Source organism: Butyricicoccus sp. AM27-36 (assembly GCF_003480945.1).
Taxonomy (GTDB): domain Bacteria; phylum Bacillota; class Clostridia; order Oscillospirales; family Butyricicoccaceae; genus Agathobaculum; species Agathobaculum butyriciproducens.
Map to the genome: position 1 here is coordinate 1 of NZ_QUJR01000007.1, position 18,402 is coordinate 18,402.

Genomic DNA, 18,402 nt, shown 5'->3' on the forward strand with positions numbered 1-18,402 from the left:
GCACATCGTTGTTTAATTTACAAGGTACAATCTGCTGTTTTGCGCTTGTTTCTGAACTTTTTCAGCTCATCAACTATTGCTGACAGCTTATTTAGTATACCGCAGTATGCGCCTAATGTCAACACTTTTCTTCAACTTTTTCAAAAAAAATTTACAGGAAATTTGTACACTCTATATATACCTATATTATATATTCCTCCTGTCCAAATGTCCTGAAAATAAAACACCACCTGCCGCTGTACACCGACAATCGCGGAAATAATGCAGCACACCATCTTTCCGAGGATATTTCAATATTCGGTTGTAATCTTTATCACATATTACTAACTTTTATACCATATTTTTAATATTTCCGCGGAAATTGTGCGCTACTTTGTGTCTTTTCCGCTGTATGCAATATATATCGCACATACAAAAAATTTTTCTTTTATTAAAAACCACGTTTGGAGTTAGCTTATTCTAACTCATTGCAGGATTTTGTGTACTTTTGTGTTGTTTATGTGATACGGCCGTTCTTTTATGTAAATATCAGGATTTGACAACATAAAATCTTTATGGTATCTTATTACCCACTTATCAGTTAGCATTTGATAACTCACTGTGATCACGCTCCTTTCCTATGGAAAGGAAAATTTTTACTGGTATGGTTAGCCCAGTCTAACAGCAAGGAGGAAAATATACTTGAACAAAAAACGTACCCTTGCGATGCTTTTGGCCGGAGCTATGCTCCTGCCAGCGAATGCATTCGCTGCCTCGCCTGAAGATTTTACCGATTTCCCAACCGACTGGTCCGCAGCCGGACTGCGCAGCGCTGTACAGAACGGCCTGCTGAACGGCTCAAACGGCCAGATTAACAGCTCCGGCCTGCTGATCCGTGCCCAGATGGCTGCTATCGTCAACCGTGCCTTTGCCGCTCGCAAAACAGCTGACCTGTCGGTTTACAGCGATGCAAACACTTCCGCATGGTATTATAATGATCTCGAACTGGCCGTTGCCATGCGCACATTTCAGGGTGCAAACGGCAAACTGAATCCCGAAGCGCCGATCACCCGTGAAGAAGCTTTTGTTGTCCTCGCGCGTGCATTTGCACTTGAAAGCGGCGATACGTCCGTTCTGAACAATTACACCGATGGTGCTTCGGTCTCTGCATGGGCACAAAGCAGTGTAGCTGCATTGATCGAAAACGGCTATGTCAACGGTGCAAATGGTAAGCTGAACCCGAAAACCAGCATCACCCGTGCGGAATTTGCCAAGGTCATCAGTGAAATGGCCAGCACCTACGCCGATGCAGACGATTCTCTGTCTGCCACGGTGGACGGCAGCGTTATTGTGCGTGAAAACGGCGTTTCCCTGTCTGGCAAGACCATCAACGGCGACCTCATCATTGCAGACGGCGTCAGCAGAATCGACCTGACGGGTGTTACTGTTGCCGGCCGCATTGTACTGCGCGGCGGCGAAAGCGGTGTAACCTTTAAGGACACCAAGGCCGGAAAGGGCATTATCGCCAATACCGACATTGCGGTTTCCGGCTCAGTTGACAGCATCACCGTTGTTGCCGACGGTGCAAAGATCACCGGCTCGGGCAAGGTCGGCGCGGTGCAGGCGAACGCCGATAACGTCACCGTTTCTACCTCCGGCACCAAGGTTACTGCCGCAAACGGCGTTTCCGGCGTCAAGGCAGGCAATAAATCGGTTGCCGCAGGCAAAACCGAGACGGTCGGCGCGGCAGCTTCCGGCGGTGCGTCTTCGGGTGGTTCGTCCGGCGGCGGCTCCTCTTCCGGCGGCGGTTCGTCCTCTGGTGGTTCGGTTGCACAGCAGAGTCTGGTCGTACCCGAGCAGACCAAGCTCATCGACATGAACACCGTTCAGCTCGGCGCACTGGGTCAGTTCGTTGTTGTCCGCTTTGAGGACGGCAACACGCTGGATAACTGCACACTGACCGTTGACGGCACCGAAATCAACGCCGGCTGCTCCAAGGTTTCCACCGACGGCAGCATTGTCAAGTGGCAGTCCACCGTACTCGACCCGAGCACGCTGACCGTTACCAATAAGACCACCGGCAAGACCCAGACCGTCAGCCTCGGCGGCAAGAACACGGTAAAGCCGACCGTTTCCGGTGTACCAGTCGATTACTACTTCCTTGCAAACGGTCCGGTTTACGTCTGGGATTATCACCAGACCAACAAGGACGCCGCCGGTAAGGTACGCTATAATCCGACCCACACAACCATTGACCTGAAAACTGCCTCCAATTCGGTACGTTTCTACTCTCCGGACGCCGTTCTAAGCGAATCCGACGATAATCTCTATCAAGTTTCCGGCGAAGTACAGCTTATGTTCAACTATGCCAACGGCACCGACGCGGAAAAGGCGTTTGTGGACGGCATTACGAGCGTTGTACTCGTGCAGGACGATGAAAGTAACAGCGTGCTCAATAGCAATTTGAAGTGGAGCCTCAACAAGGCGCTGCCGCACGGTGTTGACGGCGCTACCGTTGCGTGCATCACTGTCCCACTCGGTCAGTCGAACTTCTTCTCGAACGGTCGCTACAAGCTGCGCGTGGTATCGAACGGCAATGCCGAGCTGTTCCCGATCCATGTGGTAAACGAGAAAACGCCGTCTCTGGTGCTGAGCGATACCGGCGCATACAGCGGCGTGAACACGCATTTTACGGTGAAGGATATGCTGTACGGCATCACCCAGCCGATTTACCGCGTAGAACTGCAGTATGCGGGCGATTCCGAGGTACAGGTGCTCAATAAGTTTGACGACTGGTATCTCATCGGCGATACCTTCGTGCTGTATAACGATACTACCAACCATCTGACGCACAGCGGAAAGTATACGCTGACCATCTACGCGAACGGCTTCAAGTCGTTCTCCCAGACCTTCTATGCCTACGGTGCAGATAAGCAGTCGGTTTCTCCGGCGGCGCGTGCCGCAGCGGCAGGCGTAGACGCGCTTTCCGCAGCGACCAGCGGCGGCGGCGGTGCCTCCTCGGATTCCGGTTCTGAAGGCGGCAGCAACACCATGAACGCAAATCTGGTATTCAGCGCCGACCTGCTGACCAACGCGAAGATCGTGGAAAAGCTGGGTCTGGACAACGCCAATGCAGCCGCTATCTCCGAGCGCTGGGACAATATGTTCCATGACGCGGTTTATTATGAAGGCGCAGATAAGGTTTACACCAGCGCAGGCTTCTTCGCTGCCGCAAATACCGCGCGCACCGAGGACAAGCTGCTCACCTTTGCGGAGTATGTCACCTCTGAGAACGCAGAAACCACACGCAACCGTCCGTATGCGGTAAAGAAGGTGCTGGAGGATAATCTGCTCGGCGAAACGACTTCGTTCAGCAATGCGTCCTCTTCCGCAGCTCCCGACCTGACTCTGGTCAAGGAAGTGACCAAGGACGGTCAGACAAGCTACCAGTCCATCAACGAAGTAAATGAGGGCGAGGACGCAGTTCTGCTCGTTTCCGGCAGCAAGGCAGCGGCATATCTGGAAAAACTGAAAGAGAATGCCGACAGCCAGCTTTACCTCAACACCACCTCGGCGCTGAGCAAGGATGCATACTCCATCGACGCCGAGAAGAACACCATCACCATTCCGGCTGAAAAGCTCAAGCTGGGCGATAACGCGCTGACGCTGCAGGTCGATACCTTCCAGAAGGTGCGCCTGACACTGACCGTTGCAAAGCAGCTAGAGAAAAACCTTTCTCTGTCGGTTGCCGAGACTACCGAATCGGGCAAGCCGGTCGTCGTATTCACGGTAGATGGCTCGAACGGTGATTTCCTCAAGAATCTGGCATCTGTTAAGCTGGATGACAAAACGGACATCGGTACTTACGGATATTACGGTTACGGTTCCGAAACGGCTTATTATGTAATCGGCAAGGATAACAAAACCATCTCTCTGTATAACGTACCGTCCGGTGAGCATACGGTTGCTATTTCGGCAAAGTACTATGGTGAGCCGCTGACGGCAAAGTTTACGGTTAATGCAAAACCTGCGGAAGCTGCAAAATCCGCACCGACGGTTTCCAGTGCTGAAAAGAAAACGGATTCTGATTTCTACGGCACAGCTTATTCTTTTTATCGTCTCAGCTTTACTAATACGTCTGATCCAAAATTTGATTTGGCTGCTTACCTGAAAGCAGTTACCGTTACGATTAATGGCGAAAAGTTCGATCCAATGAGCTATAGCACTGGCGCTGTTACCGAAGGTAAATATCGCCTGTATGCCGCTGAAGCTGCCGCTACCGGTGGCTCTATCTCGGATTATGACTCTCTGGACTTGCCCGCATTTGCAGCAGGCACTTACAACATCAAACTCACCGCAGATGGCTATACTGATGTAGAGTATACGCTGACGGTTGGTGATTCGAGTAGTTCCGGCGGCTCTGCGGTAACAGCACCGACCGAACTGCCGACGATTGAAAAAACTCAAGATTCTTCTGGCAATCAATATTACCTTCTGACATTTTCCGACGCCGCAGAGTGGCTGAGACAGCTTGACACCATTACGGTTGATGGTTCGGAATATAAAGTTGGCGGAGACCGCTTATCTACAAAAACATATCGCATTGATGCCGATAACCAGACTATTGCAATGTGTTTTCCCAGTGAACTTTGGTCCACAACTTATAATGTAGTATTTGTTGGCACAAATACCACTTCTAATTTGACTCTGAAAATCACCATTCCGGGATTTACCGGAGAACCTTCGGTGTCTAAGTAAGAAAAAAAGGAAACCCACCCGGGTTTCCTTTTTTCTTACCTATATTCCCTCAGCAGCGCCTGACACCCTTCCAGCAAATCCTCCCACACGGCATCAAAATCGCCGGTATACCACGGATCAGCGACCTCTTCGCCCTGTCGGTCGGTAAAATCCAGCAGCAAATGCAGCTTGCCGTCCGGATCGCCGCCGCAAATGCGCTGCATGGTGTGCAGATTCGACCGGTCCATGCCAATCAGCAGATCAAATCGGTCATAATCCGCGCGTGTCATCTGCCGCGCCGCATGATGGCCGCACGGGATTCCCTGTTCAAGCAGCTTGCGCCGCGCCGGCGGATACACCGGATTGCCGATCTCCTCACGGCTGACAGCCGCCGATTCAATCTCCCAGTCATCCGCGACGTCTTCTCGCTTTACCAATTCCTTCATGATATATTCTGCCATCGGACTGCGGCATATGTTGCCGTGGCAGATAAAAAGTATCCTCACCCAAACGCCTCCTGCTGTTTTTCTCCATCATATCACACAGAGCCGCAATCGTCACGCAATTTCAAAACCCACCATCCCTGTGAACGGCATGCGCGCCTCGTTTTTTCCGTGCAAAACAGCACCCCGCCGAACGGAATTATACTCGCTTTCCATCCGGCGGGGTATCTCAATTATGAGGAGTTGTTCTTCATATTGCGGAAGCTGCGACCTTGCAATTCGCCAGCCGGTATTGAAGCCGTTACTCGACAGTGCTGTCCGCTTCTTCCGTGTTATCTGCTGTGCTTATACCATAGCAGATTTTCGATCAGCCGGAACGTCTTTTTCACGAAATGCAGTTTTGTGGGAACGAAATGCAGAAAGGCCCTGCCCTAAAGCGAGAAATTGTCAGCCGTGTCGTTATGCAGATTCTTAATAAACAGGCATGAAAAAAGGTTTCCCGATGGGAAACCCTTTCATTTACAATTTTACGGCCGGTTAGAATGTAGGCAGATTCTTTTTCCATGCGCCGGACTTATAGAAGAACACCGACAGACCCGAGCCGAGGAACCAGCCGATCGGCCAGCTGAGCCAGATACCGTGCTCATTGCCGACCACATAGAACAGTGCAATGGACAGCACCACGCGGATAATCAGGTCGGAGAACGTCGTTACCATGAACGGACGCATTGCGCCGGCGCCGCGCAGGACGCTGTCGCATACGAACTTGGTGCATACGACCAGATAGAACGGTACGACCGTGAACAGGTAGCCTCGTGCGACATCAATAACACCGGAAGCACTGCCCGCCGGAACGAACAGGCTGATGATCTTGTTCGCAAACGGCAGATAGATCGCCATAAACACCACGGACAGGCCGAGCGAATACACCGCACCCCATTTGAGACCCGGACCGATGCGGTCCATCTTGCGGGCGCCGATATTCTGCGCAACGTAGCTCGACAGACCCGAAGCGAACGACATACAGCAGGTCAGCGCAAACTGGTTGACGCGGTTTGCCGCCGAGAAGCCCGCGATAACGGTCGCACCGCACAGGTTGATGTAATACTGGATGACAACATTGCCGACCGATACGAAGCTCTGCTGTGCGATAGACGGCACGGCGTAGTTGGTCAGGCGGCGCAGCATTTCGGGCGCGAACAGCACGAAATGGTTGCCCGTATCAAACGAGCGCACACGGCGCAGCAGCAGCACAAACGCCAGAATACCGGACGCGCCCTGCGCGATAAACGTCGCCCATGCAACGCCTGCAACGCCCCAGTGCAAACCGGCAACAAATACCATATCCAGAATGACATTGCCGACCGAGGACAGCACAAGCAGGATCAGCGGCGTTCGGCTGTCGCCCATGGCATTGAAGATACCCGTACACACGTTATAGATAAACAGGAACAGCAGACCGAACACATACACGCGCAGATACAGTGAGCCGTCCGCAAAGATATTCTCCGGCGTGGACAGCGCATTCATAATGCCCGTCGTGCCGACAGCGCCGATCAGCGTCAGCAGCAGCGCTACCGCCGTGGTGGTGAGCAGTGCGGTCGAGATGGCGGTCTTCATGCGCAGATAGCGCTTTGCGCCGAACAGCTGCGAGACAAGCACGCCGGTACCGATGTTGATACCGGTTGCGACCGCAACGAACAGCTGTGTGATCGGATAGCTGGCGCCGACGGCGGCCAGCGCCAGCTCACCGGCTTCTACAGTTTCGGCAAAACGGCCTACGATGATGGAGTCAGCCATCTGGTACAGCTGCTGGAACGCGACGCTGAGCAGCAGCGGAATCGAGAACCAGAACAGCTTCTGCGACGGTTTTCCGACGGTAAGGTCAGTGGTCAAATGGGATACCTTCTTTCGGGAGTCTGCTTATCCAGTTTTGACCGGATAAAATGGGGTTTATTGCAATTTTATGCTCTCCCCGAAGGGAGAGCATAATTTTACGACTTTAATTGACGTTGTTACGCCTTTTTCTTCTGACGTGCGGTAATAACCGCAATAGTGAGCACCAGCAGTACCACACCTACGCCAAGCGCCAGAATGCCGTTTCCGGTCACACCGCCGACGAGGAAGCCGACAAAGCTCATCGCCGCGATCATCAGCGCGTACGGCATCTGCGTGGAAACGTGATCAATATGGTTGCACTGTGCACCCGCGGATGCGAGGATGGTCGTATCCGAAATCGGCGAGATGTGGTCGCCGCAGACCGCACCGGACAGGCAGGCTGCCACGGTCATGACCAGCATGGTGGACGGTGCATCGCCAAATACCGCAATAGCAATCGGGATCAGGATGCTGAACGTGCCCCAGGAGGTACCGGTCGCAAAGGCCAGACCGAGCGCGATGAGGAAGAATACCGCCGGCATGAACATACCGATGGTGGATTCCGCATTCACCACAGAAGATACGAAGCCGCCGATGTTGAGGTACTCGTCGCGGCACACACCGGACAGCGTCCACGCGAGCGTCAGGATGAGGATGGCCGGAACCATTGCCTTGAAGCCCTCGGTAAACGCCTCGCAGAACTGACCGAAGGACAGCACCTTGCGCGGAATGTACAGCACAAAGGTGAACAGCAGCGTAAAGAACGAGCCGAGCACCAGTGCGGTGGAAGAATCGCAGTTTGCGAACGCCTCAACAACGTTTGCGCCGTCCAGAATGCCGCCGGTGTACAGCATGCCTGCAATGCAGAGCACGATCAGTACGCTGATCGGCAGGATCAGGTCGTAAACCTTGCCCGAGCCGGCTACAACGTGGGTCTCCTCAATCAGAGAGAGATCGTCATCCTTGTGTGCAAGCTCGTACTTTTTCATCACACCAAAGTCGAAGTCCGCCGCCATCAGCCAGATGAGGAACGCGAGCGTCAGCAGCGCGTACAGATTCATCGGGATGGTCTTGAGGAACAGCGAGAAGCCGTCCATCGTGCTCGATTCCGGCAGAGACGAGCCGACTGCAGCCGCCCACGAGGAAATCGGAGCGATAATGCAGACCGGAGCGGCGGTAGCATCAATGATGTACGCCAGCTTTGCCCGGGAAATGCTGTACTTGTCCGTCACCGGACGCATGACCGTGCCGACGGTGAGGCAGTTGAAATAATCGTCCACGAAAATGAACATTCCGAGGAACGAGGTCGCAAACGACGCGCCGCGCCGGCTGCGAATGGTTTTGACCGCCCACTCACCGTATGCGCGTGACGCGCCCGATTTTGTGATCAGCGAAACCAGAATACCGAGCAATACAAGGAAGATACAAATATTGATATTATCTCCCAATTTACTGCCCATGATGGTGAAAGTCGTCTCGACAGCCTTCAGCGGATGGAAGCCCGTATAGAGCAGCGCACCCGAAAGAATACCAATCATCAGTGAGGAGTAAACCTCCTTCGTAATCAGCGCAAGCGCGATTGCAATGATCGGCGGCAGCAATGTCCAGACAGTTGCCGTAATGTCCATTCCTTATTTCCCCCTTATACGCAGACAAATCGTGTCCGCAATTCCATTCTATTTTATATGGATTTAACCGGATTTACAAGTGCTAATCCGGTTTTTTCCGTCCGAAAAGATATTTTTGTGCAACTTGCAATGGTTTAACGTCATAAATTGCGTTTATAGCGACACCATTCCGCAATCACCTGCCGCCGAAGCGCCAGCACACCCGCCAGATTAGGCAGTGCCATCAGGCCGTTGAACGTGTCGCTGAGCGCCCACACCGGCTCAAGCCGCATCATGCAGCCCGCTACCGCCGCCAGAAGAAAGGCCGCCTTGTAGACCGGAATCACCCGCTCCCCCATCAAATAGGCCGCTGCACGCTGTCCGTAATATGACCAGCCGAGCAGGGTCGAGAATGCAAACAGCGCGAGCGACACCGCAACGAAGCCCCCGCCGAACCGTCCGAATACGGTGGAGAACGCCTCTGCGGTAAGCTGTGCACCGGTTGTCAGCTGAGAAAGCAAAGGCGTGCCGGACGCGAGCGCGTAGCGGCTTACGTCGTATACCCCGCTCGTGAGAATGACGAACGCGGTGACGCTGCACATCACAATCGTGTCGAAGAACACCTCAAACACCGCCCACATCCCCTGTTCACACGGCTCCTTTGCGTCTGCGGCAGCATGTACCATGACGGATGAGCCCAACCCGGCTTCATTTGAAAATACGCCGCGCGACACACCCGCCCGGACGGCCTGCGTCATGCCGTAGCCGAGCACGCCGCCCGTGCCTGCCCTTGTATCGAACGCCATCGAGCAAATCTGCGCGAACGCCTGCGGCAGCGCCGCCCGATGCACCCACAGCACAACGACCGCACCGCCCATGTAGAACAGCGCCATGAACGGTACGAGCGTTTCCGTCACGCGGGACAGCCGTTTAAGGCCGCCGAGCAGCACCGCGCCGAGCAAAACCGCTGTCACCGCACCGACGATCCCGCTCGGTATGCCGAACGAGCCGGAAAGTCCCTGCGCGATTGAGTTGCACTGGCTCATGTTGCCGATACCGAACGATGCCAGCACGCAGAACAGCGCAAAGGCTCCCGCCAATAGCGGACTGCGCAGACCGTTTTTCAGGTACAGCATGGCTCCTCCGCGCCAGCTGCCGTCGCTTCCCTTTTCACGGTAGAGCATGCCGAGCGTGTTCTCTGCGAACGCGGTCATCATGCCGACAAATGCGCTTACCCACAGCCAGAATACCGCGCCCGGACCGCCGAGCGTCAGCGCGGTTGCCACACCGGCGATGTTGCCCGTGCCGACCGTCGCGGCAAGCGCAGTGCACATGGCCGCAAACGGAGAAACGCCGCCGCTTGTCCGTCTTGCAGCACCGGTAAAGCAGGAAAACAGTGTTTTCCGCAGCCAGAGCATGCAGTACCGCACCTGAAAAACTCCGGTCACCGCCGTGAAGTACAATCCGGTGCCGAGCAGCAAAATCAGCATGGGCGCGCCCCATATCAGGCCGCGCAGCCGCTCATTTACCTGTAAGATATCGTCCATCGGCATCCCACCTCTCCCCTGTTCCGCATTATATGAACCGGATTTCAGCGGCAGAACGCCCATAATCACTCATTTCTAACGACTAATTCCTACTTCAAACAACAGAAAGCCGCCCAGACAGGCGGCTTTCTGTTATTTGCGAAATTATTCCATCAGACCAACGCAGTCGAAGTACGGCTTCTCTGCGATCTTGTCCTTGTTCTCCTTGAACAGTGTGTGACCGAGTGTGATGACCAGATAATCTGCCTTGAGAACCTCCTCGAACGATACGTTCGGGATGTTCTGCACCTCAGTGTCCTTGGCGAATGGCTCGCACGCAATAACCTTTACGCCCTTTTCCTGCAGAATGTGACACAGCTCGATGGACGGCGACTCACGCAGATCGTCAACGTCCGGCTTGTAGGACAAGCCAAGCACGCCGACCGTGTCGGTTACCTTCTTCATCTTTGCTACAACCTTGTCAGCGACGAAGTGCGGCTTGTTCTCGTTGCGCTCGCGTGCCGCAAGGATAACCTTAGCCTCCGCCGGGAACTGCTCGTAGATAAACCACGGGTCAACTGCGATGCAGTGGCCGCCAACACCGACACCCGGGGTCAGGATGTTAACACGCGGATGGCAGTTTGCCAGCTTGATCAGCTCAAATACGTCAATGCCCATCTTGTCGCAGATAACGGACAGCTCGTTTGCGTAAGCGATATTGACATCACGGAAGGTATTCTCGGTCAGCTTGCACATTTCGGCGGTCAGGTCGTCGGTCTTGTGAACGACACCCTTCTCAAGCACCTTTTCGTAGATGGATGCCGCCATTTCAGCAGCCTCCGGCGTGCGGGCGCCGACGATGCGGTCATTGTTCTTCAGCTCGTACATCATGTTGCCCGGGATAACGCGTTCCGGACAATGTGCAACGTGAATCTCATTCATCGGAATGCCGGATTCCTCGCTCAGTACGCGCGCGAGCATCTCGGAGGTGTGCGGCGGCACGGTGGACTCCAGAATGACCAGATTGGACGGCTCGAGCACCTTGCCTGCCATACGTCCTGCAGACTCTACAAAGCGCAAATCAGCCTTGTGGCTGCCGTTCTCGTCCTTAAAAAACGGCGTCGGAACCGAAATATAGAATACATCGGACTTGCCAAGCTCTTCGGAAAAATGCAGATGACCGTGTGCAACAGCCTTTTCAAAGGCTTCCTGCAGACCCGGCTCTACAATATGGATATGACCACCCTGCAGGGTCTCGATGGTATTTTTGTTTACGTCAAAGCCGCAGACCTCAAAACCGGCCTCAGCCAGCGTGATCGCCGTCGGCAGGCCGATATAACCCAGTCCCATGACAGTAATTTTCATAATTTTCGTACCTCGTTCAGCATAATCTTCTTACATTATACCACTTTTTTCACGGAATTCAACGTAGTGTTTGAATTTTCACCGAAAAGAGTCTATAATGATACTATCGTTCGTTTATGCAAGTATCATAAACGGCAATCGGAACCTTTTATCTTCCGATTGCATATACTGCTTTATACCCCTAAAGTTTGGAAGGGATACTATGATTTTTAAGGGATTGCTCGAGGATGCACGCTCGATCCGGGACCGTGACCCGGCAGCACGCACCACATTGGAAGTTGTTTTGCTCTATCAGGGCTTTCATGCCCTGTTTTACCACCGTCAGGCGCATTGGCTGTACAAGCACAAGCATTTCTTTCTTGCGCGTGCACTGTCGCAGTTTGCACGGCATATGACCGGTATTGAGATCCACCCGGGCGCCAAGATCGGCAAACGCCTGTTTATTGACCACGGCATGGGCATCGTTATCGGTGAAACCGCCGAGATTGGTGATGACTGCACGATTTACCACGGTGTAACGCTCGGCGGTACCGGTCACGACACCGGCAAGCGTCACCCGACCATCGGCAACAACGTGCTCATTTCGACCGGCGCGAAGGTTCTCGGACCGTTCAAGGTGGGTGACAACAGCCGTATCGGCGCGAATGCTGTCGTACTGCAGGAGGTTCCGCCGGATTCCACGGTTGTCGGCATCAAGGCGCGCGTCGTCAAGATTGCCGGTCAGCGTGTCGGTCCGTCTCCGGCGTATGCGCTCGACCAGATCAACCTGCCGGACCCGCTTGCACAGGAACTGTGCCGTCTGCAGAACCGTGTTTACGCCAACGAGCAGAAGCTCAAAAAGGAAGAGGAACGCGAGCGCGAAGCCGACAAATAATACACATAAAAACAAGCCCTTCGGTGCAAACTGTCACCGGAGGGTTTCTTTTATGAAAATTTCAGTAAAATATGCGGTCACCGGTGCTCTTTCCGGTGCAGCAAACGGATTTTTCGGGGCAGGCGGCGGGTTATTTCTTGTACCGCTGCTGATTTCCTGGTGCGGCATGGAGCAGAAGCGCGCGTTTGCGACCTCAGTCGCGGTAATTTTCCCGCTGTGCGCGGTATCAGCGGTGATTTACTGGCTAAAGGGCGGTCTGCCGATTGCGCAGGCGGTGCCGTATCTACTCGGCGGCGCGGCAGGCGGCGTGCTGGCCGGAAAGCTATTCGGCAGGGTAAAGGCAGACTGGCTGCGCCGTGCATTCGGCGTGCTGATTCTCTACGGCGGCATCCGTGCCGTCCTGTTGCTGTGAGCGCGGTACTTGCGGTCGCAATCGGTCTGCTGACCGGTATTTTAAGCGGCTTCGGCATTGGCGGCGGCTCACTTTTGCTGCTGTATCTGACGCTTTTTGAAGGGACAGGGCAGTATCAGGCGGGCGGCATCAACCTGCTGTATTTTCTCTCGTGTGCGCCTGCAGCGCTGATTTCGCACCGCAAAAACGGACTCATCGAAAGGGAAGCGGTCAAATGCTGTGTACCGGCAGGCGTGGTGACCTCGGTCCTTGCGGCGCTGCTTGCCGCAAGAGTGGACACCGACCTGCTGCGGCGTGCTTTCGGTGTAGTTTTACTCTATATCGGCGTAAAAGAGACCTTTTTACGCAAAAAATAACACCTTCCTCACCAAATGTGAAGAAGGTGTTGCTTTTACTTATACTTCTGATACTCGCCGACGGCAAGCTCGTCACAGCGGTTGTTATATGGATTATCCGCGTGACCCTTGACCCAATGGAACCGCACCTCGTGTTTATCCAGCAAATCGAGCAGACGACCCCAGAGTTCCGGATTTTTTGCGGGTTTCTTATCGCTTTTAACCCAGCCGCGCGCACGCCAGCCCTTGGCCCAGCCCTTGGTAATGCCGTCAACAACATATTTGCTGTCCGAATACAGATCGACCGAGCACGGCTTCTTGAGGGTCTCGAGGGCGGTAATTACACCGAGCAGCTCCATGCGGTTGTTCGTGGTGGACGGCTCGGAGCCGGAAAGCTCCTTTTCCGCCTTGCCGTACTGCAGGATTGCACCCCAGCCGCCGGGACCCGGATTGCCCGAGCACGCGCCATCCGTGTAAATGGTTACAGTTTTCATTGGTTTTCTCCTGTGAGAGCGATTTTAAATTGTGAAAAGGTGGAATACCTTGGTTGCCAACTCGGAAGCGAGGATCGCTGCCAGCATCACCGGAGCCACCCAGCGCACCATAACGCGGTGCAGCTTTTCGCGGTGGAACGAACCGGCGCCCTCCTTTACCTCGTTTGCGATGACCTTGGTGCCGACTACATGACCAATCAGGATGCAGGTGAGCAGCGCCACGATCGGCATGAGCACGGAGTTGGAAATAAAGTCAAAGAAGTCGAGGAACTGCATGCCAATAACGGTAATCGTTGCCCACGGACCATAGCCAAGACAGGACAGCATGCCAATGAGCAGGCAGCTTGCCGTAATAACGATGGTAGCCGTCTTGCGCTTCATGTGTGCCTTGTCCATCAGCACGGAAACCAGTGTTTCCATCAGCGAAATGGAGGAGGTCAGCGCCGCAAACAGCACGAGCAGGAAGAATACTGCGCCGATAATGGTGCCAAACTTCATGGAGTCGAATACCATCGGCAGAGTGATGAACATCAGACCCGGACCGCTGTTTACCTGAGACGGATCGCCGCCGTTAAACGCGATAACCGCCGGAATGATCATCAGACCGGCCACAAACGCGAACAGCGTGTCGAAAATCTCAATTTGGGTGACAGAGTGCTCAAGCAGATTTTCCTTCTGCATATAGGAGCCGTAGGTGATCATAATACCCATTGCCAGCGACATCGAGTAGAACATCTGTCCCATCGCGCCAAGCACGGTAGATACCGAAAACTGCGAGAAATCGGGCAGAATATAATATTTCAGGCCCTGCAGTGCCCCCGGAATAGTCAGCGAGTAGATTGCGATAACGATCGCCAGAATGGCGAGAATCGGCATCATGATACGGCTTGCCTTCTCGATGCCCTTCTCAACACCGAAGATAACGACAATGGTGGTCGCCAGCACGAACAGGATGAACCACGGGGTCGGTCCGTTGAAGCTGAAAATCGTCGAGGGCAGCGAACCCGCATCGTAGCCAATGAAATTGCTGAAAAATCCGCCGTTGTCGGCCGCCTCAAGTGCGTTGCCGCTGATAAAGGTGAACAGGTATTTCATAACCCATCCGCCGATAACACAGTAATACGGCGTGATGATGAACGGCACGAACGCCGCCAGCCAGCCGAGGAATCCGAACCGCTTATCGAGCGCCTTGTACGCACCGATGCAGGACAGACGGGTCTTTCGTCCGATGGCAATCTCGGTAATCATCAGCGAAAAGCCGAATGTCAGTGCGAGAATGAGGTACACCAGCAGGAAAATACCGCCGCCGTACCGTGCCGCCAGATAGGGAAATCGCCAAAGGTTGCCCAGACCTACCGCCGAGCCTGCCGCCGCCAGCACGAAACCAATTCGGCTGGAGAAGCTGCTTCTCTTTTTTTGTTCCATGTTTTGTGTTTTACTCCCTTACATACAATATCTTTTAGACTGTCCGAAATGACAGCCATAATGAAATAAAATTATTTCTATTTTACCATATCCGAAAGTTTTTCACAAGCTGTTTGCAGGAAAAGTACATTGTGCTATAATATCTTTTATCGGATATGATCGTTTTATCTGCCATAATTTGAAAGAAACGGCAGTATTCCTTCCGCAGAGCGGGCTGCCCTCTATCATTTAAGCATATATGAAACAACAAACCATAAACGAGGTGTATTGACATGAAAAAATACAAATTCGGTGTTCTCGGTGCCGGCAACATGGGTACCGCTATTGCGGAAGGCGCAGTGCGCGCAGGCCGTTTTGCGCCTGAGCAGGTGCTGATGTTCAACCGCAGCGAGGAAAAACGCGCCGCTCATGCAGCCAAGAGCTACGCCGTCACGGGTAACTATACCGAGGTCTACGCAGAAAGCGAGATCGTGCTGCTGGCCGTCAAGCCGCAGAATTTTGACGAAATCCTGCCGAATCTGGCGAAATTTGAAGGAGAAAAGCCGCTTGTCGTATCCATTGCCGCAGGCGTGACCTTCGCCAAGCTGGAGGGTGCGCTCGGCGCGGACACCGCGATGATCCGCGTGATGCCGAACACGCCGCTTATGCTCGGCGAGGGTGCAACCCAGCTGGTTAAGAATGCGGCCGCAACCGACAAGCAGCTGTCCGAACTCTGTGAACTGTTCAACACCATGGGCGTTACCGTCACGTTTGAGCAGGAGAACATGCTCAACGAGGTCATTCCGTATGCCGGTTCGGCTCCGGCGTACCTGTATGCCTACGCGGACGCGTTCGTGCAGAGCGCAAAGCAGCACGGCATCAACGAGGACGACGCGCTGACACTCATCTGTCAGACCATGATCGGCTCGGCAAAAATGCTGCTGCGCCGCGATAAGACACCGGCAGAGCTGATCCGCGCGGTGTGCTCTCCCGGCGGCACCACCATCGAGGGCATGAAGGTGCTCGAGGACCGCGATCTGTACGGAATCGTGTCGGAAGCCTGCGATAAGTGCATTAAGCGTGCCTACGAGCTTGGCTAAATGTGCCGTTAGCATTGACTTTGCCCCGTCCGTATGGTAAAGTATAGGCAAAGCACTTAATCGGCATTTACGCCGTATTTTGTTTGATTGATTTTTATTATGACAATAGTTCCGCATCATTTAAGAGGGAGTGGATACCGTGAAAAATTCTACCAAGGTGAAAGCAGGTCTGCTGCTGACCAGCCTTGCCTGTGCAGCCGGTGCGACCGCAGCGCTTGTTATGCTTCAGAAAAAGCGTGAAGAGGAAGTTTACCACGAGGCTGAACTGAAGGCCATGGATGAGCTGGAGGAAATGATGCGTGCCGAGTCCGACTGTGCCTCCTGCGCATGCGCAGAGGAGTGCGCGGACACTTCGGTATATCAGGATGCATTTGACGATGCCCCCAAGGCTGCTGAACCGGCGGCTGAGGAGCCTCAGACTGAGGCCGAGGAAGAGCCGGAAGCCGAAGAGGACTAACCCAATGTTACCAGCAAACGGACGGAATACTCCGTCCGTTTTGTTTATCTAAATAGCTAATATAAGGAGTTTTTACCCATGATCGAATACGAAGGCAGAGTTTTTCGTCCGCCCTCTGAGGCATACAGCCTGATTGTGCAGGTCACCATTGGCTGCAGCCACAACAAATGCACCTTCTGTGATATGTACAAGGAAAAGCGTTTCCGCGTGCGCAAGCTGGAGGAGGTCAAGGCTGATTTTGATGAAGCACGCCGCATGTACCGCCGTGTCGGCCGTATTTTTCTGGCAGACGGCGATGCGCTGATGTGCCGTCCCGAGCACATGGCAGAAATCCTGCGCTACATCAAGAAGGTATTTCCGGAGTGCGAGCGCGTTACCAGCTATGGCTCTCCGGCGTCCATTCTGTGCAAAAAGCAGGAAGATTTGAACATGCTGCACGATCTGGGTCTGGATATGATCTATCTGGGTCTGGAATCCGGCTCGGATGAGGTACTGCGCCGCATCAACAAGGGCGAAACCGCCGATGAGATCGTTCATGCGGGTTTGATGGTCAAGGAAGCCGGCATGAAGCTGTCCGTTACCTGCATTGCGGGTCTCGGCTCGCTGGAGCTGAGCGAGGAGCACGCCATCAAGACCGCAGAAGCACTCTCCCGCATGAAGCCGGAGTACATTGGCCTGCTGACCCTGCTGTTTGAGCTGCCGACACCGCTCATGCGCGACTGGCAGGAGGGCCGTTTCTACCTGATGAACCCGATTGAAATCGCGCACGAAACCCTCATCCTGCTCGAGCATATCGACTCCGAGGGCAGTGTTTTCCGTGCAAATCACGCGTCTAACTACGTTAATCTGGCGGGCACGCTCAATCAGGACAGGGAAGCCATGTGTGCACGTCTGCGCAAGGCACTTGAGGGCAAAATCAAATTCAAGAGCGAGCAATACCGGGCAAGATAACCAATTTAATGCAACTTAAATTGTGATAATCCGCAAAATTGTTAACATTCTGTGTTGTTTGCGTTACAATTTTCAAAAAAGCAAGACAATGTGCAAAAAGTGTGCTATACTAGCTTTAATCGTGAAAAGCGGAGAGGATGCTTTTCGGGTGTTAAGAAGTTGTTAATTTAATATTTACTGTTAGCATTAACATATGTTCCGTCTTGGAGGACTGATAAATGGATTCCGTATCCCACATTCGCGTTGCAAATCTGCTGATGGATTACGTTGAGCAGACCTGCGGCGTGACCTTTGATCAGAGCGGTTTTATTTACGGCAATCTGAAACCGGATCTGACCGGTACTTACCTCACCAAACGCCATAACCCGTCCATTATGATGGATGAAGTGATGGAAAAAATCCGCACTTTTACGCGCAAGTATACCATCGGGCGTACCAACGGGCGCGAGCTGTCGGTTGATCTCGGCGAGATCTGCCACTACATGACCGACTTTTTCACCTACCCGCACAACGACGATATCTACGAGCACAATCTGCTCGCGCATTATGTTTATGAAAAGCGCGTTGCACTGGTAATTCGTCGCCGTATGACCGAAGATAAGTTTGAGAAATGGGCAAGTCCCATCATTCCGCCCACGACCGTGGACACACTCGTGAACCGCATTTCCACGATGCACGAGGCTTACCGCACTTCTACTAAGCCGCATGGCATCAACGACGATTTGCAGCATATCTGCATCGCTACCGCTACCGTGGTGCTGTCTATCATCAGCATCGTTTACGAGCAGGTCGAGGATACTGCAGTCGCTACCGCGTAAAACTGTATAAGTCAAAAAACCG

General features: G+C 53.5%; 15 protein-coding genes. 8 read left to right on the plus strand and 7 right to left on the minus strand.

Annotated features, from left to right (window positions below; genetic code table 11):
• Positions 1 to 681: 681 nt before the first annotated feature.
• Positions 682 to 4,737 carry an S-layer homology domain-containing protein gene (locus DW724_RS10220; protein WP_118761398.1) on the plus strand — a complete coding sequence of 1,352 codons (4,056 nt, stop codon included), beginning with the start codon at positions 682 to 684 and terminating at the stop codon, positions 4,735 to 4,737.
• Positions 4,738 to 4,772: 35 nt separating this feature from the next.
• Here the strand turns inward: DW724_RS10220 and DW724_RS10225 are convergent, their stop codons facing one another.
• The 5 genes from DW724_RS10225 to DW724_RS10245 form a co-directional block, all read right to left on the minus strand.
• Positions 4,773 to 5,222, minus strand: coding sequence for a low molecular weight protein-tyrosine-phosphatase (locus DW724_RS10225; protein WP_118761399.1), 450 nt, complete (start codon positions 5,220 to 5,222; stop codon positions 4,773 to 4,775).
• Between the two features lie 474 nt (positions 5,223 to 5,696).
• Positions 5,697 to 7,055: an MATE family efflux transporter gene (locus tag DW724_RS10230; RefSeq protein ID WP_118761400.1), complete on the minus strand. Its 1,359-nt coding sequence runs from the start codon at positions 7,053 to 7,055 to the stop codon at positions 5,697 to 5,699.
• A gap of 119 nt (positions 7,056 to 7,174) precedes the next feature.
• On the minus strand, positions 7,175 to 8,665 hold the full coding sequence (locus DW724_RS10235) for a Na+/H+ antiporter NhaC family protein (protein WP_442861278.1): 1,491 nt from the start codon (positions 8,663 to 8,665) through the stop codon (positions 7,175 to 7,177).
• 140 nt (positions 8,666 to 8,805) lie between these two features.
• Entirely contained in the window at positions 8,806 to 10,191 is a 1,386-nt protein-coding gene (locus tag DW724_RS10240) for an alanine/glycine:cation symporter family protein (protein ID WP_118761504.1), read from the minus strand.
• Positions 10,192 to 10,335: 144 nt separating this feature from the next.
• Entirely contained in the window at positions 10,336 to 11,535 is a 1,200-nt protein-coding gene (locus tag DW724_RS10245; RefSeq protein ID WP_118761401.1) for a nucleotide sugar dehydrogenase, read from the minus strand.
• A 97-nt stretch (positions 11,536 to 11,632) separates the two neighbouring features.
• Between DW724_RS10245 and epsC the strand changes: the two genes are divergently transcribed.
• The 3 genes from epsC to DW724_RS10260 are packed head-to-tail and all read left to right on the plus strand — an operon-like array spanning position 11,633 to position 13,177.
• Complete coding sequence (gene epsC, locus DW724_RS10250; RefSeq protein ID WP_118761402.1) at positions 11,633 to 12,409, plus strand: serine O-acetyltransferase EpsC; 777 nt, start codon at positions 11,633 to 11,635, stop codon at positions 12,407 to 12,409.
• Positions 12,410 to 12,461: 52 nt separating this feature from the next.
• On the plus strand, positions 12,462 to 12,821 hold the full coding sequence (locus DW724_RS10255; protein WP_117750623.1) for a sulfite exporter TauE/SafE family protein: 360 nt from the start codon (positions 12,462 to 12,464) through the stop codon (positions 12,819 to 12,821).
• Positions 12,818 to 13,177, plus strand: coding sequence for a sulfite exporter TauE/SafE family protein (locus DW724_RS10260; RefSeq protein WP_118761403.1), 360 nt, complete (start codon positions 12,818 to 12,820; stop codon positions 13,175 to 13,177). The genes DW724_RS10255 and DW724_RS10260 overlap by 4 nt, the downstream gene beginning before the upstream one ends.
• A 35-nt stretch (positions 13,178 to 13,212) precedes the next feature.
• Here the strand turns inward: DW724_RS10260 and rnhA are convergent, their stop codons facing one another.
• Together rnhA and DW724_RS10270 are read right to left on the minus strand one after the other, a co-directional pair.
• On the minus strand, positions 13,213 to 13,650 hold the full coding sequence (gene rnhA / locus DW724_RS10265) for a ribonuclease HI (RefSeq protein WP_118761404.1): 438 nt from the start codon (positions 13,648 to 13,650) through the stop codon (positions 13,213 to 13,215).
• A gap of 24 nt (positions 13,651 to 13,674) precedes the next feature.
• Positions 13,675 to 15,075: a sodium-dependent transporter gene (locus tag DW724_RS10270; protein WP_118761405.1), complete on the minus strand. Its 1,401-nt coding sequence runs from the start codon at positions 15,073 to 15,075 to the stop codon at positions 13,675 to 13,677.
• Between the two features lie 272 nt (positions 15,076 to 15,347).
• Here DW724_RS10270 and proC point away from each other — a divergent pair, with 272 nt between their 5' ends.
• The 4 genes from proC to DW724_RS10290 all read left to right on the plus strand — a co-directional run bounded on the left by proC (position 15,348) and on the right by DW724_RS10290 (position 18,380).
• Positions 15,348 to 16,154 (plus strand): pyrroline-5-carboxylate reductase, encoded by an 807-nt coding sequence (gene proC / locus DW724_RS10275; protein ID WP_118761406.1) that lies wholly within the window; start codon positions 15,348 to 15,350, stop codon positions 16,152 to 16,154.
• Between the two features lie 139 nt (positions 16,155 to 16,293).
• Positions 16,294 to 16,611 (plus strand): hypothetical protein, encoded by a 318-nt coding sequence (locus DW724_RS10280; protein WP_110435767.1) that lies wholly within the window; start codon positions 16,294 to 16,296, stop codon positions 16,609 to 16,611.
• 78 nt (positions 16,612 to 16,689) lie between these two features.
• On the plus strand, positions 16,690 to 17,562 hold the full coding sequence (locus tag DW724_RS10285) for a radical SAM protein (protein ID WP_118761407.1): 873 nt from the start codon (positions 16,690 to 16,692) through the stop codon (positions 17,560 to 17,562).
• Positions 17,563 to 17,780: 218 nt separating this feature from the next.
• Positions 17,781 to 18,380 carry a zinc dependent phospholipase C family protein gene (locus DW724_RS10290; protein WP_118284841.1) on the plus strand — a complete coding sequence of 200 codons (600 nt, stop codon included), beginning with the start codon at positions 17,781 to 17,783 and terminating at the stop codon, positions 18,378 to 18,380.
• Positions 18,381 to 18,402 lie beyond the last annotated feature (22 nt).

What these genes read in the sequence shown, in the direction of transcription:
- DW724_RS10235 (WP_442861278.1), bottom strand. Translation starts at nt 8,665, where the DNA reads ATGGACATTACGGCAACTGTCTGGACATTGCTGCCGCCGATCATTGCA.
- DW724_RS10240 (WP_118761504.1), bottom strand. Translation starts at nt 10,191, where the DNA reads ATGGACGATATCTTACAGGTAAATGAGCGGCTGCGCGGCCTGATATGG.
- DW724_RS10245 (WP_118761401.1), bottom strand. Translation starts at nt 11,535, where the DNA reads ATGAAAATTACTGTCATGGGACTGGGTTATATCGGCCTGCCGACGGCG.
- epsC (WP_118761402.1), top strand. Translation starts at nt 11,633, where the DNA reads ATGATACTATCGTTCGTTTATGCAAGTATCATAAACGGCAATCGGAAC.
- DW724_RS10255 (WP_117750623.1), top strand. Translation starts at nt 12,462, where the DNA reads ATGAAAATTTCAGTAAAATATGCGGTCACCGGTGCTCTTTCCGGTGCA.
- rnhA (WP_118761404.1), bottom strand. Translation starts at nt 13,650, where the DNA reads ATGAAAACTGTAACCATTTACACGGATGGCGCGTGCTCGGGCAATCCG.
- DW724_RS10270 (WP_118761405.1), bottom strand. Translation starts at nt 15,075, where the DNA reads ATGGAACAAAAAAAGAGAAGCAGCTTCTCCAGCCGAATTGGTTTCGTG.
- proC (WP_118761406.1), top strand. Translation starts at nt 15,348, where the DNA reads ATGAAAAAATACAAATTCGGTGTTCTCGGTGCCGGCAACATGGGTACC.
- DW724_RS10285 (WP_118761407.1), top strand. Translation starts at nt 16,690, where the DNA reads ATGATCGAATACGAAGGCAGAGTTTTTCGTCCGCCCTCTGAGGCATAC.
- DW724_RS10290 (WP_118284841.1), top strand. Translation starts at nt 17,781, where the DNA reads ATGGATTCCGTATCCCACATTCGCGTTGCAAATCTGCTGATGGATTAC.